Annotated in this window: 21 protein-coding genes; 16 read left to right on the top strand and 5 right to left on the bottom strand. The window is 33.9% G+C overall.

Translation table 11 applies throughout. From position 1 onward, the window contains the following. Window positions 1–811: 811 nt before the first annotated feature. From MHH98_RS21810 to MHH98_RS21785, 6 genes are all read left to right on the top strand, one after another. Window positions 812–2,863 carry a GAF domain-containing sensor histidine kinase gene (locus MHH98_RS21810; RefSeq protein ID WP_340713511.1) on the top strand — a complete coding sequence of 684 codons (2,052 nt, stop codon included), beginning with the start codon at window positions 812–814 and terminating at the stop codon, window positions 2,861–2,863. A 232-nt stretch (window positions 2,864–3,095) separates the two neighbouring features. Next, the gene (locus MHH98_RS21805; RefSeq protein WP_340713510.1) at window positions 3,096–3,593 is read left to right on the top strand and encodes an LURP-one-related/scramblase family protein; all 498 of its coding nucleotides are present in this window, start codon (window positions 3,096–3,098) and stop codon (window positions 3,591–3,593) included. 358 nt (window positions 3,594–3,951) lie between these two features. Then, window positions 3,952–4,632, top strand: coding sequence for a Dph6-related ATP pyrophosphatase (locus tag MHH98_RS21800; protein WP_340713509.1), 681 nt, complete (start codon window positions 3,952–3,954; stop codon window positions 4,630–4,632). Window positions 4,633–4,901: 269 nt separating this feature from the next. Further along, on the top strand, window positions 4,902–5,534 hold the full coding sequence (locus MHH98_RS21795) for a hypothetical protein (RefSeq protein WP_340713508.1): 633 nt from the start codon (window positions 4,902–4,904) through the stop codon (window positions 5,532–5,534). Between the two features lie 315 nt (window positions 5,535–5,849). Further along, on the top strand, window positions 5,850–6,125 hold the full coding sequence (locus MHH98_RS21790) for a hypothetical protein (RefSeq protein WP_038178842.1): 276 nt from the start codon (window positions 5,850–5,852) through the stop codon (window positions 6,123–6,125). 878 nt (window positions 6,126–7,003) lie between these two features. Continuing rightward, window positions 7,004–8,506, top strand: coding sequence for a malate:quinone oxidoreductase (locus tag MHH98_RS21785; protein ID WP_340713507.1), 1,503 nt, complete (start codon window positions 7,004–7,006; stop codon window positions 8,504–8,506). Between the two features lie 278 nt (window positions 8,507–8,784). Here the strand turns inward: MHH98_RS21785 and MHH98_RS21780 are convergent, their stop codons facing one another. Then, on the bottom strand, window positions 8,785–9,318 hold the full coding sequence (locus MHH98_RS21780) for an ECF transporter S component (RefSeq protein WP_179078271.1): 534 nt from the start codon (window positions 9,316–9,318) through the stop codon (window positions 8,785–8,787). Between the two features lie 876 nt (window positions 9,319–10,194). On the opposite strand from MHH98_RS21780, the gene MHH98_RS21775 reads away from it, so the two are divergent. After that, window positions 10,195–11,502: a GHKL domain-containing protein gene (locus MHH98_RS21775; RefSeq protein ID WP_038178855.1), complete on the top strand. Its 1,308-nt coding sequence runs from the start codon at window positions 10,195–10,197 to the stop codon at window positions 11,500–11,502. Window positions 11,503–11,633: 131 nt separating this feature from the next. Here MHH98_RS21775 and MHH98_RS21770 read toward each other — a convergent pair whose 3' ends face one another. From MHH98_RS21770 to MHH98_RS21760, 3 genes are all read right to left on the bottom strand, one after another. After that, the gene (locus MHH98_RS21770; protein WP_038178858.1) at window positions 11,634–13,208 is read right to left on the bottom strand and encodes an L-lactate permease; all 1,575 of its coding nucleotides are present in this window, start codon (window positions 13,206–13,208) and stop codon (window positions 11,634–11,636) included. 43 nt (window positions 13,209–13,251) lie between these two features. Next, a complete protein-coding gene (locus MHH98_RS21765; RefSeq protein ID WP_038178860.1) occupies window positions 13,252–14,184 on the bottom strand; it encodes an L-lactate dehydrogenase in 933 nt (310 codons plus the stop codon). Window positions 14,185–14,576: 392 nt separating this feature from the next. After that, the gene (locus tag MHH98_RS21760) at window positions 14,577–14,735 is read right to left on the bottom strand and encodes a YfhD family protein (RefSeq protein ID WP_340713506.1); all 159 of its coding nucleotides are present in this window, start codon (window positions 14,733–14,735) and stop codon (window positions 14,577–14,579) included. 393 nt (window positions 14,736–15,128) lie between these two features. Here MHH98_RS21760 and MHH98_RS21755 point away from each other — a divergent pair, with 393 nt between their 5' ends. From MHH98_RS21755 to MHH98_RS21745, 3 genes are all read left to right on the top strand, one after another. Beyond that, window positions 15,129–15,350, top strand: a complete 222-nt coding sequence (locus MHH98_RS21755) for a DUF2829 domain-containing protein (protein WP_038178863.1) — start codon at window positions 15,129–15,131, stop codon at window positions 15,348–15,350. A 51-nt stretch (window positions 15,351–15,401) separates the two neighbouring features. Next, window positions 15,402–16,157: a 3-oxoacyl-ACP reductase gene (locus tag MHH98_RS21750; protein ID WP_038178871.1), complete on the top strand. Its 756-nt coding sequence runs from the start codon at window positions 15,402–15,404 to the stop codon at window positions 16,155–16,157. A 152-nt stretch (window positions 16,158–16,309) separates the two neighbouring features. Next, entirely contained in the window at window positions 16,310–16,819 is a 510-nt protein-coding gene (locus MHH98_RS21745) for a QueT transporter family protein (protein ID WP_051448540.1), read from the top strand. Between the two features lie 648 nt (window positions 16,820–17,467). Here the strand turns inward: MHH98_RS21745 and psiE are convergent. Next, window positions 17,468–17,923 (bottom strand): phosphate-starvation-inducible protein PsiE, encoded by a 456-nt coding sequence (gene psiE, locus MHH98_RS21740; protein ID WP_051448541.1) that lies wholly within the window; start codon window positions 17,921–17,923, stop codon window positions 17,468–17,470. 253 nt (window positions 17,924–18,176) lie between these two features. Here psiE and MHH98_RS21735 point away from each other — a divergent pair, with 253 nt between their 5' ends. From MHH98_RS21735 to MHH98_RS21710, 6 genes are all read left to right on the top strand, one after another. Next, on the top strand, window positions 18,177–19,625 hold the full coding sequence (locus tag MHH98_RS21735; protein ID WP_038178873.1) for a DEAD/DEAH box helicase: 1,449 nt from the start codon (window positions 18,177–18,179) through the stop codon (window positions 19,623–19,625). A gap of 435 nt (window positions 19,626–20,060) precedes the next feature. Continuing rightward, window positions 20,061–21,050, top strand: a complete 990-nt coding sequence (locus MHH98_RS21730; RefSeq protein ID WP_038178875.1) for an ABC transporter substrate-binding protein — start codon at window positions 20,061–20,063, stop codon at window positions 21,048–21,050. 27 nt (window positions 21,051–21,077) lie between these two features. Continuing rightward, on the top strand, window positions 21,078–22,064 hold the full coding sequence (locus MHH98_RS21725; RefSeq protein ID WP_038178877.1) for a FecCD family ABC transporter permease: 987 nt from the start codon (window positions 21,078–21,080) through the stop codon (window positions 22,062–22,064). A gap of 1 nt (window position 22,065) precedes the next feature. Then, window positions 22,066–22,857 carry an ABC transporter ATP-binding protein gene (locus MHH98_RS21720; RefSeq protein WP_038178879.1) on the top strand — a complete coding sequence of 264 codons (792 nt, stop codon included), beginning with the start codon at window positions 22,066–22,068 and terminating at the stop codon, window positions 22,855–22,857. Between the two features lie 14 nt (window positions 22,858–22,871). Continuing rightward, on the top strand, window positions 22,872–23,372 hold the full coding sequence (locus MHH98_RS21715) for a HugZ family pyridoxamine 5'-phosphate oxidase (protein ID WP_038178881.1): 501 nt from the start codon (window positions 22,872–22,874) through the stop codon (window positions 23,370–23,372). A gap of 422 nt (window positions 23,373–23,794) precedes the next feature. Next, window positions 23,795–25,543 (top strand): ABC transporter ATP-binding protein, encoded by a 1,749-nt coding sequence (locus MHH98_RS21710; RefSeq protein ID WP_076034970.1) that lies wholly within the window; start codon window positions 23,795–23,797, stop codon window positions 25,541–25,543. Window positions 25,544–25,547: the final 4 nt, after the last annotated feature.

Below are 25,547 nucleotides of genomic sequence, written 5' to 3'. Positions count from 1 at the left end.
CGTCTTCCACTACAATCCATCACCAACTAAAAATAGTGATTCACTAAAAAGTATACCTGTTTCCATTTAAGAATTTGTTGGACAGTCCTTTTTCTCCAAACTGAGTATAAGCATAAAATGGGAATGGAGTGGATTTATGAATCAAATGTTACTTTCATTTCTAAATCAGTTAGAAGAACATAGTATTTAGTATAAGTTAACGAAAATTCGATAGGCATGTTCAGATAAAATGAATGTGTTTATTTTTTATGGAATAAAAATTTTTGTAATGGAATACAAGTTCAATAGTTATAAGTGAGGGGGCAAAAGATAGGGACTTTGAGGAAATTTATCAAGCATATTTTCATGATGTGTATTTATATATGAAATCATTATCGACAGATGAGATTTTTGCAGAGTGAACGTGTATTGGTGCGAATGTTAAATATTACCTCTGAAAGAGAACAAATGACAACAAAAATCGTGCGGAAAATGTAGCTCATGCAAACAGAATCAACAATCAGTTCTTATTCATTGGTATCATATGAATGGTCTGTTAAGTGGATAGAGCCATTGAAGGTGACTGGCAATGGAAAAATATAAGGACCTAACAAAAGCAAATTGAAGTTATTAGAAGTCCTTATGGTCGTTCCTATCATCGGATCTAAACAGGCTAGCGCTACCACGGTGAACCGTATCATAAGTAATATAGGTTTTCCATGTATAATAGGATACAGATATAAAATTAAAAATAGTAAAATGATCTAGAACTAGACTGTTAGCTAGAAATTATACTTTTAATTTTAGTAGGCTTTGATTGGAGAACATGTGAATGTTAAGTGAACAGACGAGATATTCTAGGCTCGCGAATATAACCAAAGTAATTAATACAAAGTTAGAACTACGTGAAGTTTTACAGCGTGTAACGCAGGCAATATCCGAGGAAATCGTGCAATGTAACTCGGTTGGTATTTATTTACCCGAAAAAGATGGCACATTTAGAGGATTTGTAGGAAAGCCAGAAGATATGAATGGCATAACACTCGATACACAGGTAATTGATATTGAAACAGACTTACTGGCCAAAGAAGTTATTGAAACTAAAAAAACCATCTATATCTCTGATACCTCAAAGGATAATCGGCCGGACCCGAGATCGGTAGAAGCCTTCAAAATTAAATCCTTATTAGCACTGCCTATCTCATATGAACAAGAGATATTTGGTTTAGTTTTTTTATTTGATTATGGAACGCCGATGAATTTAACAGAGTCGGAAATTCAAAGTGTTGAAGCATATGTGAATATGGCTGCAGTTGCAATTCAAAACGCAAATAATTTAAAGCAAAAGGAAAACCTTATTGCAGAAAAGCAGTTGTTACTCGATGTTACACGTGATTTATCGATGTGTTCCTCCGTGCAGAAAAGTCTTGATAAATGTTTTTACTACTTAGGAAAGATTTTAGATAGCAAAAAAAGTGCAGCCCACATCCTGGATCCGTTGGGGAAAAACACAATCACGTTCATGAAGTTAAATAAAGACTGTGATTGGACAGAAGCGAATTGGATGGAGAATCTTAAAAGCATAAGAATGAACCAAAGCTACGAAGCTATGATTCAACAGGTTATTAAAACAAAAAGTATAATTCTCACTCCAAATATAGAAAGTATGAGTCTACTTATGATTCCACTGGTTTCAATGGGGGAAGTATTAGGGGTTATAACAGTTGTCAATTTAGGAGGGGAAACTTGTAATTACCATGAATCTCAAATTCAATTAGCAAAATCGATAGTCGATGCCACAGCCCCTACGTTTTCAAACTTGTTATATATGGACCAACTTGAAAATATGGTGGAAGAGCGAACAAGGGAATTAGCTACTGCTAATGAAAAGGTTACAAGTGTTATTGAAAGTATAACGGATGGATTCTTTGCATTGAACAAAGAGTGGGAATTTCTTTACATGAATAAACATCAATATTTGCCGCAAAGGAAAACGGCAAAAGATGTATTAGGCCAGAATATATGGGGAATTTTCCCGAAATGTGTAGACACGGTCATGTATAAGGAATTTCATCGTGCGATGTCAGAGCGAATAGCAGTACATTTCGAAATGACCTCAGCCTATGGTGATTATTGGTACGAAGTAGTTGCTTACCCGTATGATGAGGGAATCTGCTGCCTTTTAAAAAACATAACCGAAAAAAAGAAATATGACAAGGAACTGAATAGATTATCAAACCTAGACTTAATAGGTCAGATGGCAGCAGGTATTAGCCATGAGATTAGAAATCCCATGACAACAGTACGAGGATTTTTGCAGCTATTAATAAAAGAGAGCGAATTCGAAAAACATAATGATTACTTTAATGTAATGATCGAAGAACTTGACCGTGCCAATTCTATAATTACTGAATTTCTTTCTATAGGTAATACAAAGACATCCGATTTACAGATGTTAGATTTAAATTCTATTATTCGAGATATTACTCCTTTAATAAAGATAGATACATTTAATCAAAACAAAATTATTCAATTTAATCTGAAAGACATTCCAGATTTACTTTTAAATCGTAACGAAATACGACAATTGATAATAAATCTATACCGTAATGGCTTAGAAGCAATGAGCACAGGTAAGGTTTTATCCATCAGTACCTACAAAGGAGATGGAAATTGTGTAGTTCTTGCAGTACGGGATCAGGGAGAAGGTATCAGTCCTGCGATAGTAGAGAAAATGGGTACTCCATTTTACACGACCAAAGATAATGGCACTGGCTTAGGACTGGGCATATGCTATGCCATTGCTGCACGTCATAACGCAAAAATTGAAATTCAGACAGGATCTGAAGGAACTACTTTTTTTGTAAAATTTACTTGTATATGAAAAAGTGAAACTCTGCTTTAGTGTTGTTACGAAGAACCGTAGAGTTGAATAGATTAGCAAGATATGCAAACTACTTTACTTGCATATCTTTTTTGTTAAGAAGGTATTTACATATAATGCGCTGAATAAATAAATTTATAAGTCTAAATATTAAAAACCTATTTCTATAATTATTCTACAGCTATGATGAAATCTGCGCTATATTGATATGCTATTTCGAAGGAGGTGTAGAATGAAGCAACTTTATATAAAGCAAAAGGTATTCAGTCTAAGTGGCAAATTTACGGTAAAGGATCAGCAGGAGAAGGATGTTTATTACGTAGAGGGTAGTTTTATGCAAATTCCAAAGACTTTCTCCATTATGAACACAAAAAGAGATGAAGTCGCGCTTATTACGAAAAAGGTGTTCAGCTTTTTACCGAAGTTTTTTGTTGAGGTAAATGGTCGAGAGGTGTTAACGATTAAGAAGGAGTTTTCTTTCTTTAAAGCACGCTATACGATTGATGCAGCAGACATTGAGATACATGGTAACTGGTGGGATATGGATTTTCAGGTCCTACAGCATGGTGTAGTCATCGGTAAAGTGAACAAGGAGTGGTTCACTTGGGGAGATAGCTATAAGGTTCAAATATTGAATGAGGAGATGGAGGCCATCATTATTGCGTTCGTTGTCGCAATTGATTGTGTGAAGGCTGACCATGCAACCGCTTCCTCAGCAGCGACAATTTAATGTAGGGACGTACAATATAAAAAATTCCGACGGGTCTTCTTTAAAAATTCAAAATTAAAAATAACAGTTGAAATAACATCAATAAAGTGGGGAAATTACGAATAGTTTCCCTGCTTTTTAATATGGAATTTTTAATGATACAGTTAATAATAGATAATAAAATTATTTTCGAGGATAGATGTATAAATGTATGCGATGTTATAATTTTGGACTTAATAAATCTATAAAAAAGAAGGGAGAAGCTACTAGATAAAATCTCTAACAATAAATAGTCAGAGTAAAAAGAATTCATAAAATATTGATAAATAGGTATTCAAAGTTATTTTTTGTATATATCTTATGTAGTAGCGATAGAAAAATGAAAAAATGGATTGATGGTGCAAAAAATAAAAAGTTTATAGCATCATATAGTGGAGGGAAAGATAGTACTTTAGCATTATATAAAACTATGCAAGAAGGCACAGCTATAGGAATTATTGTAATGATGGAGGAAACTGGAGAAAGGTCAAGATCACATAGTCTTATTCCATCAGTGCTTAAAGCACAAGCAGAATCTATAAGACTTCCGCTTTACACAGGGGCTGCGACATGGGAAGGTTATGAAGGAGTATTTGTAAAGCTGCTAAAAGACGCGAAAGAATTAGGAGCAGAGGTGCTTGTAACAGGTGATATTGATGTACCAGAACAAGATTGTTGGCATGAAAGAGTTACAAGCAGTGTAGGGCTTGAACTTGGTATGCCACTTTGGCAAAAAAGCCATAAAGATGTAGTAGAGGAGTTTATACATTTAGGATTTGTAACAAAGGTAGTGGCAGTTAATTTGAAAAAAGGAATGAAAGAAGAAGATCTTGGACGTGTACTTACTTTAGAATATATGAAAGAGTTAGAAGAACGGGGTATCGACCCTTGTGGTGAAGCAGGAGAGTTCCATACTACAGTTATAAGTGGGCCACTTTTTAAACAAGATTTAAAGGTTAGAAATGGAGAGATTACGTCAAAAGGTGAATATATGTACCTAACATTAGAATTAGAAAATTAACATTTTGAAAATAACCTCCATTAAAGGTGCAACGGTGAACCGTATCATAAGTAAATGAGGTTTTATAAATGGCGTTTTTTGTAATAATCTATAAAATTAATTTATGTAATATGATAAAAAGATTAGATTAAACGATTAATGAAAAGAGTTAATTGCTGCTTTTTTATAAATCTTTGTCCCAATGTTTACTGTAAAACTTAATACATAATATTGTCTGATTAATATCATAGTATGTGAATAGAATGATATCAACATAAAAGAGGGATAATATGACGATAGTGCCTAAGCTGGCTTCGAAGTTACAACGTCGTGATGAAGAACCAAATATTGAACTAGCACAAGAATTAGTTAAGGATCATAATCTTGAAGGTATAAAAGAAGTAATACAAAACTTATCTAATAAGGATAAAGGAATTCAACAAGATTGTATTAAAGTAGCATATGAAATTGGGGAAGCTAAACCAGAGCTTATAAGTGAATTCGCTTTAACCTTTATAAATTTACTGAAAAGTAGAAATAACCGTTTAGTTTGGGGTGCAATGACAGTATTATCTACCATTGCAACAGTGTCATCTACGATTATGATGGAGCATCTTGAAACGATTTTTTCAACGATGAAAACTGGCTCCGTTATTACTGTTGATAAAGGGGTATTAACTTTAGCAAAGTTAGCATCCGCAAGCAAGGAAAACAATGAACGAATTTTTCCTTTTCTGCTTCATCATTTAGAAACTTGCAGATTTAAAGAACTCCCTCAACACGCTGAGAGTACTCTTATAGCTGCTAATAATGATAATAAAGAAGCATTTTTAACTGTGTTAAAGCGAAGAGAGAATGAACTTACAGCACCTCAATTAAAAAGAATTAAAAAAATTTATAAAGTACTAGGGCTGGATGAATAAAATGTAGAAGAACTATGATGAAAGAATTAAGAAAACCTCGTATTGATTTATAACGGAGAACTGTATCATAAGTAAATGAGGTTCTAATTTGTTTAACAAGTTTTTTCTAAAGTAATTATTTTGTATTTCAATTAAATATTTATTCTGACGATGTATCAACGGTTGAAGTTAGTATTACTCACCTGCAGTAAAGCTATGCCAAGACCTCAATTTAAATTACATCGGTATTCATTAGATTTACTCAGTGCATATTTTCTGAACATATTACAATACTAAGCATTGGATCACAATATGTTTGGAAAGGAATGTGGAACAATGGCTAAGCACTCGGATACAAGTTGGAAAAAGGATCATCCAAGTACTTTGTTAAGCAACTCTGTTCAAAAGGCGGATCGTGCAGTTAAGCAAGCGATGTCACACCCAGAGGAGATAGCGGTTGAGCATGCTTTCAATTCAATATCCCATGCAGAAAATGCACTCTTAAATGCAGAACAACGTCATGAGCATATGGATACAGTGGGACAAAATAAAGATCAGTTAGAGTTGATAAGACAGCAATTGGTCGAAGCCGATGAGATTGTAAAAGAGTAGCATTATAAGACAATAACCCCGTAGGTTAACAATACTTACGAGGGTTATTTTTCTGGAGTGAAGGTTAAGAAGAATTTGCGAAGTAGATACATTATTATTTTTCTTCAACATCTCTGAAAGTCGAGGTGAATTGATATGCTATTTATGCGGGTGTTTTTTCCACACATCCAATGTCTATTGAATTAGATGGTGTACTTAAGAATGTGAGCTTTGTTTATCTCACAGAAACAATTGCTAATTCACCTATGAGAAATTTAAATCTGACCATAACTCAACTTAATTGCGCTGTACTAGTATATTTAGATACGAAGAATGTTCCCCTTTCTTTTATAGATATTCAGAAAAAAGTCATATTCGAGAGCTCTGATATTCCCACAGTTTTAGTTATTAAATAAATCTAAAATAATACATTGAACCTATTATATTACATCTTAAAAAAGTTATGTATCTGTTATCATTACTTATGAAAAAGCCTCTAGGTCGTACTTTGCAAAAGCTCTTCCCACGTTTTCTCTTTTGTTATAATTATTTTTACTAGATCAAATTCACCGTAATATACCGCATCCACCGAACGACTATCCGGCAAATGGATCTGGTAGGCTTCCGTTTGTTTAACTGAATTGATAATGGGTAAAGGCATTGCAAAAATTTAATTTTTGCAAGATGCTGAGTTAAGGACTTTTTACTGGCTTTTAAATAGCATATAACTATCAAATAGTAGTACATGTTTTAATTATTTCATAACTTTGATAGACTAGGATAGAATAATGATTAATATAGATAAGGTGTCTTCCTAGGTTGCGCCTTGTCTTGCTATGACGCCTAAGCATGAGCGCCTACATCTTTTTTGAAAATTTTAGGAGATAAGGAAGGTTAATATGAGCAACAGTCAGAATAAAACAGACGTTATCTTAATTGGTGCCGGAGTCATGAGTGCGACTTTGGGATCGTTACTGAAAGAATTAGCACCAGAATGGGAAATCAAAGTATTTGAGAAGCTCGCAGACGCGGGAGAGGAAAGCTCTAACGAATGGAATAATGCGGGAACAGGGCACGCTGCACTGTGCGAACTTAACTACACTTCCGAAAAATCGGATGGCTCTATTGATATTAGCAAAGCTATAAACGTTAATGAACAATTCCAACTTTCAAGACAATTTTGGTCTTATCTTGTAAAAAACAATCTAATTAGTAATCCACAAGACTTTATCATGCCATTACCTCATATGAGTATGGTACAAGGCGAAAAAAATGTAGAATTTTTAAAGAAACGTCATGAAACAATGACAAAAAATCCATTGTTCCAAGGTATGGAATTTTCTGATGATCCGGAAACATTGAAAAAATGGATTCCACTTATTATGCAAGACCGTCCAGTGAATGAAGCAATTGCGGCAACAAAAATGGACATTGGAACTGATGTCAACTTTGGTGCTTTAACGCGTATGATATTCGATAACTTAAAGACTCAAAATGTCGATATCAATTATAAACATAGTGTTGAAAGCATTAAGCGTACTAAAGATGGCTCATGGGAATTAAAAGTGCACGATATCGATGGCTGTAAAATGGAATACCATAAGGCGAAATTCGTATTCCTCGGAGCTGGCGGAGGAAGCCTGGAGTTACTGCAAAAAACAGGTATCCCTGAAGGTAAGCACATTGGTGGATTCCCAATCAGCGGTTTATTCTTGGTATGTAAAAACCAAGAAGTTGCTGAGCAACATCATGCAAAAGTATACGGAAAAGCTAAAGTTGGTGCTCCACCAATGTCTGTTCCGCATCTTGACACACGATATATTGATAACAAAAAATCATTGCTATTTGGACCGTTTGCCGGCTTCTCACCTAAGTTCTTAAAAACAGGTTCAAATATGGACTTAATAGCTTCTGTAAAACCGCATAATATTACAACATTATTGGCTGCAGGAGTTAAAGAGATGGGATTGACAAAATATCTGATCCAACAACTAATGTTATCGAAAGAACAGCGTATGGAAGAGTTACGTGAGTTTATACCGAACGCTAAAAGCGATGATTGGGATATTGTAGTCGCTGGTCAACGTGTACAAGTTATTAAAGATACTGAAGCAGGTGGTAAAGGAACACTTCAATTTGGTACAGAAGTTGTAAGTGCAGCTGATGGTTCAATTGCTGCTTTACTAGGAGCTTCTCCGGGTGCTTCTACTGCTGTTCACGTCATGCTTGAGGTATTAAATAAATGCTTCCCGCAACATATTAAAGAGTGGGAACCAAAAATAAAAGAAATGATTCCTTCTTATGGCGTATCATTAGCGAATAACCCAGAGCTTTTCCAAGAAATTCATAATTCAACAGCGCAGGCACTTGGTCTAAGCGAGGACTTGCAGGATAATAATTAATTTTTGGATGTAGAAATAAAGATACTGAATGAAAGTAAAACATAAAACCTTTGATCAATCTTTGGATTAATCAAAGGTTCTTTTTTTTTAAAACTCGCCGTTAGATAGGTTACTCTTGATGGTGTCATCAGTAATTGAGTTCATTTCAATTTGCAATTTGAAGTTTAATGAAAAATAAAAGAAGGAGAATTGTTGATATATAGCATTCTCCCCCTTTTTATGAAATTGAAAATAATGTTTTTAAGAATCCATTTATATTGTTCTGTAACTTTTTATAATTATTTAAAAAATGGAAGTTTTTTCAGTACAGCACAAACTGGAATGGCAGCACATATCCCTACCACATTTTGAACAATGTTTCCAGGAATAGAGGCAGCTGGTACAATCCAACTACTAAATATAACTCCTTCGCAAATGTAATAACCAGCTAGCATAAAAGGAACTGAAATGATAGTAGCTAATAGATTGAAACCCATACTACGTCCATTACGGCCATTCGACCATGCAATTTTCCCAACTATATAACCTTGTAATCCGCGAGTTAAAATGGTGAATGGTGCCCACAATGTCCAACCAGAGACTAAGTCAAATAAACCCATCCCAATGGCACCCGCTATGGCGCCCTTTTTAGGTCCAAATAAGATGGATACAATAAAGAGCATAGCTGTTCCAAGATGCACTAAACCTCCATTTGCCGTGATAGGTAGTTTGATATTTAATAAGAGCGTTGCAACGAAAACAAGTGCAATTAACATGGATGTTAAAATTAAATTAAAAGTACGTGCGTTTGAATAACTTGTTGTTTTTTGCATATTCATAATCCTTTCTTATCTTTACTTTATAGGCATCAGGGAATAGTAGTGCATGGTTGCCCTTAATATTTGATGACTGAATATTTAGAAAAATAAAATTAAAAAATTACCAAGATACCTTTATTGAGTACTAGCGCATAATCAGAGATCGTAGTCATAACTTGTACAAATTACTTTCAATGATAGCATCCTTCTCTTTAAATCAATTTCTTCAATTATTGATAACCATAGCAAAGGATTGGTGTTTTTAAAAGTGCCAATTTTGCGTAAAACTTAGGTGCCAGTTTATATAAAAATCGTAAAAAATTTATGTTGAATCATAAAACAAAGAATTCAAGATTCGAAATAGGATAAATGATGTAATAAAAAACTTGAAAAATGATATTTAGAGACGTATGGTTTTAAAGGCGGTCTTTTCAAAATTCTTCAAATAAAAATTGCAATTAAATAAATCACGATGAACCTTACTATAAATAAAGGATAAAAATAAAATCAACTAAACTAAATAGGAGAATGGCATAATGATTATCGATGTTATTTTTCTATTTCAATATTGGAAGAACATCGTCATTATAAGAATTGCAATGACCATACATTACAATGCTAAATTTTGATTGTTTATGATAAATTATCTTAGTCTATTCAATAAAAAATTGATTTTGCGAATTTTTCGCAGTAGTATATACAGGCAATGTCTTTAAGAAAGTTTAATTAAACAAACGAGTAATTTTGATATTTACTATTATATAGTGCTATTGTTGGAAAGGAAGTTCTTGATTCCATTTCATAAGCAAATGAATATTTTAAAAGAAATCCGTAGGATCTATTTCATTATTTATTTTTTCAATAAAAAACGATGAGGAAGTACCAGTTTGTATGAAAAATCGTAAAATAAAATTAATTTTATTGTTATCTACTGTCTTATTATTAGTATTTACAAGTTTAAATATCTTTACATCTTATGTGAAGATGAAAAAGACGGTTGAAGAGTCAATCGCAAACCAAAGCCTTGAGGCTGCAAAATCCATTGCGGCAGCGATAGATATAGAAGCATATCAACAATTTTTGAATGATCCTGTGAGAAACGAATATTATTGGGATCTAAGAAGCTACCTAAATGATGCAAGGGAAAAACTGGGTGCTTTATATGTATATACATTAGAAATTGATAATCCTAAGGTATCAAAAGCGATGATAGTGGGGCTACCTAAGGAAATAGAAAAGGGCTTTAATATTGGTGAGTTTTGTACAGTACCTGAAGAGCAGGTCAAAAAAGCGTATGAGGGAAATACATATGTAACAGGTGTAATTAAAGATCCCGATTATGGAGCTTATCTGTCTGTTGGTGTACCAATACAGGATGAAATGGGAAAGGTAATTGGATACCTAGGTATCGATATTAGTACTGATAAACTTAATGATATAAAAGTAAAGGTACTGGCAAATAATATCAATCTTTTCGTCTATAATGGTGTATTTATCTTGGTAGTAATTGGTTCATTTTTCATATTACAAAGATGGTATCAAAAAGAAGTGGCTAAAGAAGTAGGGTATACAGAAGATACTTATCAAGCGGAAATTAGAGCATTAATTACTTCTATATCTTCTTTAAGGCATGATTTCACCAATCATATTCAAGTTTTACACGGGTTGCTACAGTTAGGAGAATCTGATCAAGCACAACAATACTTATCATCTCTGTCTAAAGAAGTTCAGGCGATTGAATCGTTAAAATTAAATATTGACCACCCCGGGCTTTCTATATTATTGCAAACAAAGAAACTTGCAGCACAAAATTATAATATTGATATGAATTTTACAGTTTCTCACGATTCATTTGATAAAATAAAAACAACAGATTTAATTAAAATATTATCGAATTTAATTGATAACGCTATTGATGCAACAATAGAATTACCTGAGAGTAAACGTAAAATAATGATTAGCTGTAAAGCAGATGATGTGCAATATGTATTTGAGATAACGAATACAGGACCGGAGATTATGGAGAATGAACATATCTTTAAACAAGGGTATTCAACAAAAAAAGCAGAACGAGGAAAAATTAGAGGGCAAGGTTTATTTATTGTGAAGGAAATAGTGAATAAATATAATGGGGAAATCTCAATTGATTCAACAAATGAATTAAAGACTACAGCCATTGTGGAAATCCCTCTAAAATAAATCTGACTGTAAATGTAAACTTCCTACTAGTAGTTGTAGGAAGTTTTTTTAAATCTCACTGAGTTCATTTGACCACATCAGTGGAAAAGAAAAGAGCTTTCACCTGTAACGATGAAAGCCCCTGACTAATTTTAATAAAAAATGGATAAAATAAATGTCCAAATACAAACAAATGCGAGTAATGCAACGCTGTATTTTAACGTCATTTTAGTTAATTCGGATTCCTTACCAGTTTGACCAACAGCAGCAGTTGCGATGGCAATTGATTGAGGGGAAATTAATTTTGCCATTACCCCACCAGCTGTATTAGCGGATACTAATAGAGCAGAATCTACTCCGATGATGATACCTGCTGTAGCTTGAATTGGTGCAAATAAGGTATTGTTATTAACAACTGATCCGGTCATAAATACGCCAATCCACCCTAGTATTGGTGATAAAAATGGGAAGGCATTACCTGTAGTTGCTACTGCTTCACCTAATGCACTTGTTAATCCTGCGTAAGTCATTAACTTAGCAATCCCAAGAATGGCACAAATCATCACAATAGGAATCCAAAATTCCGAAATTGTTCTTCTTAAAAGCTTAACACCATGCCCAAAACCAATGCCTTTTGTCGTAAAAATAGTTGTTAAGGCTGCTAGCAATATTGCTGTACCTGTTGCACTTATTACTTCAATACTTGAACTTAATGTAGATCCAGGTATGCCAAATGTTACTTTTGTAAAGTCTAGAGCTCCGCCTTCCGCAAACAAAGCTTTAAAAGGTGGAATACTCCATATTAAGATAAATAAACTCAATAAATAAAACGGAGACCAAGCTTTAATCACATCACTAGTTGTATGTTTTTCAATTTTAAGTTCTTTGTTGTTGAGTAAGAATATATTTTTTGGTCTCCATTTTTTTGAGAATAAAGCCAAAATCCCCATAGCAAGTAATGGAGGGATAATATCAGCTAGTTCAGGACCTATAGAAATGGTGATAATAGCTTGTGTCACCGTATAGGTGGTAGATACAACGAGAATAGCTGGTAATGTTTCTTTAATCCCTTTGAATCCATCAATTAAGAAAATAAGTAAGAATGGAATTGTAAAATTAATGATTGGTAAGGTTAGTGCCGTCATTGTTGAAACGTCCATAGCAGTTACATTGCCTTCTAAATTTAATGTACCTGTAATTGCGACAGGTATACCAATTGCGCCAAACGCTCCAGAGGCACCATTTGCTATAAGACAGAGCATAGCTGCTTGCAAAGGTTTGAATCCTAACGAAACCAAAAGTACCGCGCAAATTGCAATTGGAACACCAAAACCAGCTGCTCCTTCAAGGAATGCATTAAAACAAAAGCCTATTAGCAGTAGCTGCAGTCGTTGATCTTGTGAAATACCGGCGATACTTGCGCGTAATACATCAAATTTCCCTGAGTCAACTGAGATTTTATATAACCAAACTGCCATGACAATAATATAACCAATTGGCCATATTCCTTGAATGGCACCTTGAATGACGCTTCCAACCGATTCGCCAAAAGGTAATTTAAATACCATAATTGCGATAAAAAAGGTAATGACTAAATTTAATAAGGCAGCATAAATACCTTTCATTTTAAATATAGTCAAACACAAAATAAAAACAATAATTGGAATTGCCGCAACCATTGAGGAAATGAGTAGTTGATTAAAAGGATTATAAGTTTCTACTAACATGGTCCATGGCTCCTTTGCTAGAAATTCCTACTCCATTTAGGAATTACTTCCAAAATGGAGATTGAACTTCTTTCAATGTTTTTACGGAATTAGCCAACTTTTCCTTTTCCTCTGGGTTTAAAGAAAGTTCTACTATACTCTTTCTTCCCCAACGATTAATAATTGTCGGAACACCAACGTATACATCGCTGTGACCATATTCTCCTTCTAATAATGAGCCAACCGGTAATACGACCTCTTCATTTCGTAAAATGGCTTTTGTTATTCGAGCTAGCCCCATTGCGATTCCATAATAAGTAGCTCCTTTTGACTCAATAATTTCATAAGCTGCATCGCGAACTTGAACGAAAATTTCATCTTTTCTTTGATCAGTTAAATCAGTTGCAATTAGCTTCCCTGAAATATTAGCAGTACTCCAAACTGGAAGTTCTGAATCGCCGTGCTCACCAATGATATAAGCATGAACACTTGTTGGTGCTACACCAAATTCTTCCCCCAATAAAAAGCGGAATCGAGCAGAATCTAAAATTGTACCTGATCCAATAACTCTTTCTTTTGGCAGACCAGAGTATTTCCAAGTTGCATAAGCTAAAATATCTACTGGATTGGAAGCGACTAAGAATATGCCATTGAATCCAGAATTCATAATGCTTCCTACAATAGATTTGAAAATAGCAAGGTTTTTACTTACAAGATCCAGGCGCGTTTCTCCAGGCTTTTGTGCTGCCCCTGCACAAATTACAACGATTGCCGCATCTTTACAATCACTGTAATTCCCATATTTAATTTTTTGAGGTATTGGTGCGTAAACAAGTCCATGATTCAAATCCATTGCATCAGCTTTTGTTTTAGCTTCATTTATATCAACAAGTACAAGTTCTTCACATATGCCTTGATTGATCAACGCATACGCATAACTAGATCCCACTGCACCTGTACCAACTAATACAACTTTATCTCCTTGTGTAAAATTCATCTTATATTCCTCCAATTCAATTTTTATATTTACTATGCTTATCATTCGTTTAAAAGAATTTTATAAATGAATAAGCGTAGTTTGGCGCTGTTTATTTGTAATATACCTTGAGGTATTTAAAGAAGTTTTTCATTTCAGCTAAGCTAAGCTAAGCCCTAAAAAAATCCCACTGGATATTAATCCAATGGGATGATTTGATCATTATATAGGGAATTCTTTTTTCGATATTGAACTATCCATTTCAGATTTTTTAATGAACTTCTTAAATGGATAGTTGTTCTATTACTTTCTCCAAATAACTCATCAATTCATCCAAAAATATTATAACTTAATTCAAATTCTATTAAAGGAGAAATGATTTCCTCCATACATATAAATTACCAATAAAACACCTATTTTTTTCGTTTGCTTTTGGTAATCAATGTATTAAGTTCAGCCAACTCTTGAGAAAACTCTTCATTTACCTTGTTCGGGACTATTTTTTGATTTTTAGGTGTTTGAGGTAATGTACCCTTGTTATGACTTTTCCCTTGTTTATTGTCTCTTCCCATACTAAATCTCTCCTTTCATTTTGAATTATTCTTAATATGGCATTGATACATTTTTTTATCACAACAAAATAAACAGCACGCAAATGGTTTTCCGCAGCTCTGTATTTATTGCACTTTATTTAAGTGATACTAAGTTAAGTTTTATATAATTTTGATAACCTGTGTGAATTTCAATAAATTTCCATTAGTTGTGATTATGAATACTCTCTTTGAAATTTGTATGTATTAAAAATAGATTTGTTTGTAACCTTAGAGTGCATTGATAATTAAGAAATTCATCAAGTACAATGTTAAGCTTGACTGTACAAACTTTAGTTGTAAAAAATTAAACAATCCAGTATACTTTTCCCGATAAAGAACGCATGATATTACTGAGATAAAGGATGAGTATAAGTGACTTTTGAAGAGGTATTACCACGCTTAAAAGCTGGTGAGAAAGTGATTCGCGAAGGTTGGGGCGGTGCCGAATTGTATGTAAAGCTTGTTGGACAAAGCGAACATGATGGTGAGAATTTAAACCCATACTTTTTAATTAATGTACAAGGTGAGGGCTATACAATGTTCACACCAACAGTATGTGATTTGTTAGCAGAAGATTGGATAATCGTCGATTAATAGGAAAAGCTCATGAGAAATCATGGGCTTTTTGTTATGAGGAGTGTAGTTTTGAAATTTGAAGAATATACGGGAAAAACAGTATTTGTAACAGGTGCTTCATCTGGCATTGGGCAGGCTCAGGCAATTGCTTTTTTAGAGAATGGGGCGAATGTATTTGGTTTTGATATAGATGAGCGGGGGTTATTAAGTATTGATCAAAAATATGGTGCACGCTTTGCCTACTCTATAGGTAGTGTTTGCAAGAAGGCAGATGTAGTGCAAGCGTATGAAGGAGCTATGGCTAAATTCAAGCAAATAGATATTTTACTGAATACCGCTGGAGTTTTAGATGGATTTGCGAAAACACTCGATACAGATGAGGATCTTTGGGATAAAATTATGAACACGAATATAAAGGGTACTTATTTTGTAACGAATGCAATTTTACCTCAAATGTTAAAGCGAAAATCAGGTGTAATAGTTAATATGGCATCAATTGCTGGTCTTGTGGCAGGCGGTGGTGGTGCAGCTTATACAGCATCTAAACATGCAATTGTTGGTTATACAAAGCAGTTAGATCAAGATTATTGTCGAGAAGGAATTCGTGCAAATGCGATTGCACCTGGGGCAATTCAAACACCGATGAATAAGGCTGATTTTGAAGGAGATGGTGAAATAGCAAAATGGGTAGCTAAAGAAACACCTGCGGGACGTTGGGCTCAACCAAGTGAAGTGGCAAATTTAACACTTTACTTGGCTAGTCAAGCATCTGATTATATTCATGGTGCTGTTGTACCGATTGATGGTGGATGGATTGCGAGATAGCCTTGTTCAATGTTAAATTCTTCTGATATAATACGCAAGTAAGCAAATATAGCTTGCACTACGGCACTTCAGATAGGGCGATAGGCTCTCTTCCTTTGGTCGTAGTTATTACTAGAATAGCTGATACGCTATTTTACAAAGGAGAATTAAAATTGAATACGTCTTTTTCAAAGGATTCACCACGAATTTCTGTAAGTGAGCTTACAAAGACGGCACTTGTAGCAGCCGTATATGTGGCAGTGACTGTTTTATTGTCAGTCATTAGTTTTGGAGCAGTGCAACTACGTTTGTCTGAGATGTTCAACTATCTGGCATTGTATAACAAGCGCTATGTTGTGGCAGTGACAGTGGGAGTAATACTTGCAAATTTTATGTCACCAACTTGGATACTAGATGTACCAATTGGTGGTATTTCTACTTTTCTTGTATTAATTCTTTGTCGTGCAGTGACAAAAAAAATAACAAATGACATTTTGAAAATGGTTATTACCGCATTGATTTTTGCTATATCAATGTTCACAGTTGCAGGACAATTAACGATTCTTTATGATCTTCCATTTTGGCCAACTTGGTTAACAGTAGGGATTGGGGAGTTATTGTCTATGACTGTTGGAGGTATCACTATTTACTTATTAAATAAAAGATTTGATTTATCAAAATAAATTAAAACACATTCGCATTAGCGAGTGTGTTTTTTATGCGTATAGAACTAAATTGTTAAACATTTTTTCCTTAAAGCAGATATTATAACTCTTTTTAGTCTGGTTAAATATTATAAATAATGCTGAAAAGTAGGTCTTCTATGTGACTACAACTTTAAGTTTTTCTGGCCGCGGGGAATATAGAGGATTAACGCTTGGTAATTAGCTTCATACAGTATGGATGAAATTTTAAGTGTTGATAACAATTAAACAAATAAAAGCTAAATGAAATAATAGCTTATTGGATTAATCAACAAGTAACTGAATCTAAAAACTGTTTAGCAATTTATATTCGATATTCAAGAAATCTTTAAAATTTATACGTGGTAATTAGTTCCTCTATTAAGATTCGTACTAGTGGTATGCTTAAGTTTTAAACTAATATTAACAATGGGATTATAATTGTCCTGAGTTACGATCTAATTTCAGGGAGAATAAAACAAAAAGCAAACCAAGGGGAAAATTCCTTGGTTTGTTTTATTTTTTGGAGATATTGAGAAGAGCCTTTTGTCTATAATTAAATCCATTACATAACTATTTTGAATATATTAATAGAACAGTGAATTTCCAATATAATGCTACTAAATAATTTAAATGGATAAGGGATACCTATTTTTTTTCTTTCTTGTTAAAAAACCATAAATGGACTGGTCTTTCTAGTGGCGTAATATTGATTATGAAATAACCAATAATCAGAATTAAAATTATTAGTGAATAAATAAGTGTATCAGTTGGGTGATCATGCTCAACAATAATAAGGCGGATCATTGCCGTAATGCCAATATATATAAAATATCGAAGTGGAAAATGGTAATCTTCCTTAAAATATTTTACAATCATCGTGATAAATTCGAAGTACAAAAAGAAGATAAGGATATTTTCGAGGAATAACTTATAGTCACTACTGCCGCGAGTCATTAAAATCTCAAAGAACACAACTATTTCTTTCACAAGTAAGAATGACAAAATGAGTGCTAAAATAACTAGACAAAAATTTAGGAATAATTGTAAAAATACAGGTATTTTCCTTATCACCGCAGATAAGTCCACTTTGTTTTTGTTCATCTGATTCCCCTATTCCGTTGTAATTTTTATAAAAGTTAGTATGGAGAAATAATATAATGTCATTACAGTCTATGAGAAAAGTCAATAAATGATGAGAAATCATCTTGAGTACATTATTAAAAGTCTTTTAGCCATATTAATTAGTAGAAGAATTGCATGTGTAAGTAAAATTTCGAGTATAATTGAAGTTTGTATAAGATAATCATCTTTTCGGAAATATAAATAGTAAATAATATAAAAATGAGGCTTAGTTATGAGTGGAGAAAGTTTTAAAGATTATAAATTAAGTAATGAAATCGTAAATGCGCTGAATAGCTTAGAATACAGAAATCCAACAGAAGTTCAAAGTAAAGTTATACCACTTGTGTTGGAGAATAAAGATCTTGTCGTGAAATCTCAAACGGGTAGTGGTAAGACGGCTTCTTATGGAATTCCAATTTGTGAATTAGTTGATTGGAAAGAAAATAAACCCCAAGCTTTAATTTTGACACCAACAAGAGAACTTGCGGTTCAAGTAAAAGAGGATTTCACAAATTTAGGTAGATTTAAACGAATAAAAGCAACAGCTGTCTATGGCAAACAACCTTTTGCCATCCAAAAGACAGAATTAAAGCAAAAAACGCATGTAGTTGTTGGTACTCCGGGTCGTGTAATGGATCATATTGAAAAAGGTACACTAGCTTTAGATCAGATTCGTTATCTCGTTATTGATGAAGCAGATGAAATGTTGAATATGGGATTCATTGAACAAGTGGAAGCCATTATCAAAGAATTACCTCGAAAACGAGTGACGATGTTATTTTCAGCTACTTTACCTGAAGCGGTTAAAAGCTTAGCGCTCAATTACATGAAAAAACCTACTGATATTGAAATTAAGGCCACTGGATTAACGACAGATAAAATCGATCACTCGCTTATTGTCGTAGAAGAAAGCAACAAACTATCAATGCTTAAAGATGTAACGATTGTTGAAAATCCCGATAGTTGTATTATTTTTTGCCGAACAAAAGATCGAGTAGATACTTTATGTGAGCAGTTAGCAGATTTAGGCTATAGCTGTGATAAAATTCATGGAGGCATGATCCAGGATATTCGTCTTGAAGTGATGAATGACTTTAAACGAGGGGATTTCCGCTATTTAATTGCCACAGATGTAGCCGCTAGAGGAATTGATATTGATAATATTACGCATGTCATCAATTATGACCTGCCATTAGAGAAAGAAAGTTATGTTCACCGTACAGGAAGAACCGGACGGGCGGGTCAAAAAGGGAAAGCCCTTACGTTAGTTACACCGTTTGAAGATAAATTTTTAAATGAAATTGAAGAATATATTGGTTTCAAAATACCACACATGGTAGTACCTTCAAAAGAAGAAGTTTCAAATAAAAAATCTGATTTTGATGAAAAAATGAACGTAGAACCGAAGTTGAAAGCCGCAAAGAATGAAAAATTAAACAAGCAAATCATGAAATTATATTTTAATGGTGGAAAGAAAAAGAAACTCAGAGCAGTAGATTTTGTTGGTACAATTGCCAAAATTAATGGCGTGACAGTCGAAGATATAGGTATCATTACAATTACAGATACTTTTTCTTATGTTGAAATATTAAATGATAAGGGTCCAATTGTGTTGAAAAATATGAAGAATACGACTATAAAAGGCAAATTATTAAAGGTATATGAGGCCAATAAGAAGTAAAATGTTAGTGTTGCTAATAACAAAGTGGTAAAGATATATATCTATCACTTCTATGCTTTTAAGTGAAAAATTAATTTTAAATATATCAAAAAAAACCGTACCGTTAGCAGGTGCGGTTTTTTTGTTTATTATAACGCTTCAAATTCCTAAATTAAGTAGTTGATGATAATTTTATAAAAAATATAGTTCATCCAACATTTGATTTTAGATAAATTATCATTTATTTCTATGAAACCGTACTCTAAGTATAGAGTACGGTTTTTTATTTAATTTCCTTGAGTTCTAAATAGTTTAATAGTGTCTATTTTAATTGTAGTTATCATATTCTTTTGAAAGTATTTGAAAAAGTAGTTGTAAACATAGTTATTGTTTGATATATTTCTATTTGATAATGATAATTATTTTCAATTAAAATTAGACGGGGGATTTTTAGTAATGAAAAAAGGCTTATATGGAGCGGCATTCTTATCGGCATTACTTGTTTTGGGTGGATGCGGAGAAGATAAGGCGGAACCAGAAACGACAAAAGAAAAAGTTGTAGCTAATCAAAATAGTGATGCTGAGAAATCTCAAAGCGATACAAAGGTTTCTAGTGAACATACAGAAGCAGTAGAAAAGTTATTGAAACAATTTCCAGCAGAACAACCTACATCAATTGTTACAACTTCTGTTTCGATTTTAGAAATGATGAATATTTTAGATGTAAAACCAGTTGGAATACCAACTTCAACACATAAATTACCTGAGGGATTCGATAAAATTGAGCAGATTGGTTCTACTATCGAGCCAGATGTAGAGAAAATTGTAAGCCTTAAACCTGACATCTTAATCGGACCAGAATCGATTAAAGATAGTTTAGATAAGAAAATAAAAAATAGTAAAGTAGCAACTGCATATATTCCAACAGATTCTTATGAAGATCTAAAAATTTCATTTGAAGTAATGGGGAAAGTTTTACATAAGGAAGATGCAGCTAAAACGTATCTTTCACAATTAGAAGAGAAAGAAACAGCAGTATTAGAAGAGGTAAAAGGTAAAGATTCATCAAAAGTTATGGTGCTATTTGGTTCAGGCGAGTCATTCATGTTGATGAGTGAAAAAACATATGTTGGTAGTTTAGTGAAGAAGTTAGGAGCTACAAATATAGTTAATGAAGCGTTAAAATCAACGGAAGCATATGTACCGATGAATATGGAAGATGTAGTTGCCTCAAATCCAGATGCAATCCTTCTTGTTTCACACGGTGATCCAACAGCAGCATTAGAACAGTTTAAAGCAGAAGTGAAGAAGAATGGCGCTTGGGAGAAATTACAAGCCTTTAAAGAAGATCGCGTTCAAGCACTTGACTATGAAGTATTTGGTTATGCTTCAATTGAAAAAGCAACAAAAGGATTAGAGCAGTTAAACGAAATTTTATATAAGTAATATGACTTAGGATGAGGGTTGGACGTAATGAAAGTGAAACCGAAGAAAAAATTTAGCATAGGTATAACAGCTATTCTACTAATCATTTTTATGATTCTGTCGATCGGTATTGGAAGTGTGCAACTGTCACCTATGGAAACGATAAGAACTATATTCGGTTCTGGTGAATCATTGTCAGAGACAATCGTCTGGGATTTACGAATACCTAGAGTCCTTATTGCTGCTATAGTGGGCATTAACTTAGCTATATCTGGTGCATTGCTACAAGCAGTAATGAGAAATCCTCTGGCAGATCCAGGTTTAACAGGGGTATCAAGTGGTGCTGCAGTGACAGTATTATTTATCTTATTACTATTCCCTGAATTCGGTAAGTGGATTCCTCTCGCAGCTGTAGTAGGCGGATTGATAGCTGTTACGCTCGTTTATGCATTAGCGTGGAAGAAGAATGGTATTTCACCTGTTCGGATTATTTTATCAGGAGTAGCGGTAAATGCAGTATTTGGTGGAATAACAGGGTTACTTTCGATTCTTTATAGTGATCGTCTTCCTTCAGCTTTACAATGGATGAACGGTAGTTTATCAGCGAAAGGAATGGGAGATGTAAGTATTCTTTTCCCATATTCCATTATTGGTTGGATTGCTGCATTATTTTGTATTCGTTCAGCAAACATTTTGAACTTAGGTGAAAATGTAGCTGTAAACTTAGGTGAAAATACAAACAGAATTCGAATAGTACTATCCTTAGTAGCGGTATATTTGGCTGCTATTTCTGTATCGATTGTAGGATTGTTAGGTTTTGTAGGACTTATTGTGCCACATATGTCTAGATTAATAGTCGGTTCAAATTATCGTCTTCTAATGCCTATGAGTATGGTATTAGGGGCTGTTGTTCTGCTAGTTGCCGATACAATTGGACGGTCCCTATTCTCACCTTTAGATATTCCAGCAGGTATCGTCATGGCGATGGTAGGCGGCCCTTACTTTTTATATTTAATGAGAGCGGGTGACATTTAAGATGCTAAAAGCTCAATCATTGGATATTAGCTATGATCAGAAAAAAATATTAGATAATTTTGAGATAAACGTAGAAAAAGGCGAAATCGTTTCGATTATAGGTCCGAATGGTTCAGGAAAATCTACAGCTTTAAAAGCGATGTCTAGATTGATTCCAGTGCAAAAAGAAAAAGTTTTTTTAGATGGTAGAGACTTGCAATCATTAGGTACAAAATCAATTTCAAAAATGATGAGTGTTTTATTCCAATCAAATGAGCCACCGTCAGATATTACAGTTGAAGAACTAGTGAAATATGGACGTATACCTCATAAGAAATGGTATGAACGTACGAGTGATGAGGATTTAAGCATAGTTGAATGGGCCATCGAAAAAACAGGGTTAACACCTTTGAAAGACCGATTAGTAGCATCACTTTCAGGTGGAGAAGCGCAGAGGGCCTGGATTGCCATGTCATTAGCGCAGAGGCCTAAAATTTTGATGCTTGATGAACCTACAACTTACTTAGATATTGCTCATCAACTTCAGTTGTTAGAATTAGTTCATACCGTCAATCGCGAATTAGGCATGACGGTTGTAATGGTACTACACGATTTAAATCAGGCGAGTATTTATAGCGATAAAATATGCGTTATTTCCAAGGGAATAGTGGTAAATTACGGTACGCCAGAAGAAGTAATGACTCAGGAAATGATTCGTAACGTTTATGGAGTGGAATGTGACATTGATTCACATTTTCAGCATGGAAAACCACGTATAAACTTATTAGGAATTTCTAAAGTAACTGCTCAATAATAGGAGGCAAACAAATGGTAAAACAAATTGATATCACTAAAAAGAAAGACCAATATTTACAGTTTATCGAAAAGTGTAAGACAGTTGTTATTAGTAGCTTAGATAGCAATGGTAATCCATTCACTAGTTATGCACCATATGTTCAGCATGATGGGAAGATTTATATTTATATAAGTATCATTACGGACCATTATAAATTTATTGAAGACAATAATTTAATTAGTATAATGATGATTACAGATGAACAAGATTCTCCAAACTTATTTGCACGTGAGCGAGTTCGCTTCCAATGTGTTGCAGAGAATGTAGGAAATGATGGCCATGAAGAAATTTTTGCTAAGTTTGAAAAGAACCACGGCGCACCAATGATGGGCGTTTTACGAGGATTAGATCTATCTTTATTTGAGCTTACGCCAAAAGAAGGTCGCTATGTAGTTGGCTTTGGTCAAGCATTTGATATTGATTTATCTGGCGGAAAATTTGAGCATGTTGTGGTAGATAAAAAGGATAAATAAGCTTTACTTTAATGAAGTGATTGTCCACTACTGAGCTCTATATGATAAAACAAAGCTCAATTTAACAGTAGCAGTTAAATAGTAGGGAAATTGAATACGCTTAATATGAGGAGAAGAGATATCATCCGCTCGTGATGGCATGCCTTCTCCTTTTTCCTATTTATATCTACTTATGAAGATGAATGGTATTTTAATTTCGAAGCTCTAACTTCGCATTTGCATCTCTTTTACACTTCCCAGTTATATTAATCTTCGCTTACATACTAAGAGATTCTATCTATAGTAAAATTAATAAGAGGCTCATCTTCATTAAATCTCTCTACCGTCGTTCACTTCATATTGAGTTCATAATGAAATGCTAAAGTAACTATTATAAGATCGTTAAATCGTTGTATGAGAATATATAAGGAGGAGTATAAACGATGAAAGAAGATATAAAAGAAAATAAATTAAAGGGTTGGCGACAGTTTGTTCAGTTAATTAAACAAACTGAACCGCCTAAGCTTTTGCTAATTATTGCACTTTGTATGAGTTTTGCGACAACAGGAGTAGGCTTTGTCGTACCGTTATTTACAAAAAAATTAGTGGATGGGTTTTCACTAGATTCACTTAACTATTGGCAAATAATTTTATTAGTAATTGCTTTTATTGCCCAAGCAATAGCGAGCGGGCTCTCGATTTATTTGTTAAACCGGGTTGGTCATCATGTAGTAGCAAAGTTGAGAGATCGTTTGTGGAAAAAGCTACTTCACCTACCAATACCTTATTATGATAAGAATGATACTGGGGAGACACTAAGCCGTGTAACAAATGATACTGCTGTTGTGAAGGAGCTCATTACAGAGCATCTTGCTAACTGTTTATCTGGCATTATTGCGATTATCGGTTCTGTTACGATTTTGCTATTCTTAGATTGGAAAATGACGTTAGTAATGCTTGTTGCTGTTCCAATTGCAATGTTGATATTGATGTTGTTAGGTAAGAAAATGTATGTAATTTCAAAAGGAATGCAAGATGAAACGGCAAAATTTACTGCTGTGTTAAATCAAGTATTACCAGAATCACGTTTAGTAAAAGCTTCAAATGCAGAAAACATAGAATATGAGCGTGGAAAAAAAGGCATTACAAATCTTTTCAATTTTGGTTTAAAAGAAGCTAAAATACACGCACTTATTTCACCATTGATTTCTTTCATCCTTATGATTGTGCTTGTGGCAGTTATTGGGTACGGGGGAGTACGTGTCTCTTCAGGTGCATTAACAGCTGGCGATATGGTTGCATTTATTTTATATTTAATTCAAATTATTATACCGATGACGCAATTGACGATGTTCTTTACGCAATTACAAAAAGCAATGGGAGCAACAGAACGTATTAGTGCAGTACTTGAACATGATGAGGAAGACATCTATGAAGGTAAAGAGTTAGATCTAGTGAAAGAACCTATTCATGTCAATCATGTGGACTTTGCATATGGAAATGAAGCGATTTTATCTGATATTAATTTCACAATTGAACCTGGTAAAGTAACGGCTATTGTTGGTCCTAGTGGAGGGGGAAAAACTACTACATTTTCTCTCTTAGAACGGTATTATCAACCTACAAAGGGAAGCATAACATTAGGGGATACACCTATTGATACATTTTCTTTACATTCTTGGAGACGTAAAATTGGGTATGTTGCTCAGGAAAGTGCACTTATATCCGGAACAATACGCGATAACATTTGTTATGGAATAGAAAAAGAGGTTACAGATTCAGAACTTGAAAAAGTCGTAAAAATGGCGTATGCCGATCAATTTATTCAAGCACTTCCAGATAAGTTTGATACTGAAGTAGGAGAACGAGGAATCAAACTTTCAGGTGGACAGCGACAACGGATTGCAATTGCTAGAGCACTATTACGTGACCCCCAAATTTTAATGCTTGATGAGGCGACTTCTAGCCTTGATAGTAAATCGGAAATTTATGTTCAAAAAGCATTAGACAATTTGATGAAAGGCAGAACGACACTCGTTATTGCCCACCGTCTTTCTACCGTTGTCGATGCCGACAATATTATTTTTATTGAGAAGGGCCATATTACGGGGAGCGGGACGCATAATGCGTTATTCCAATCACATGAGATGTACAAGGAATTTGCTAAACAACAATTACGTATTCAAGAGTAAGTAT

The organism is Viridibacillus sp. FSL H8-0110 (assembly GCF_038003565.1).
GTDB lineage: Bacteria > Bacillota > Bacilli > Bacillales_A > Planococcaceae > Viridibacillus > Viridibacillus arenosi.
This window is presented reverse-complemented; position numbering and strand designations above follow the sequence as displayed.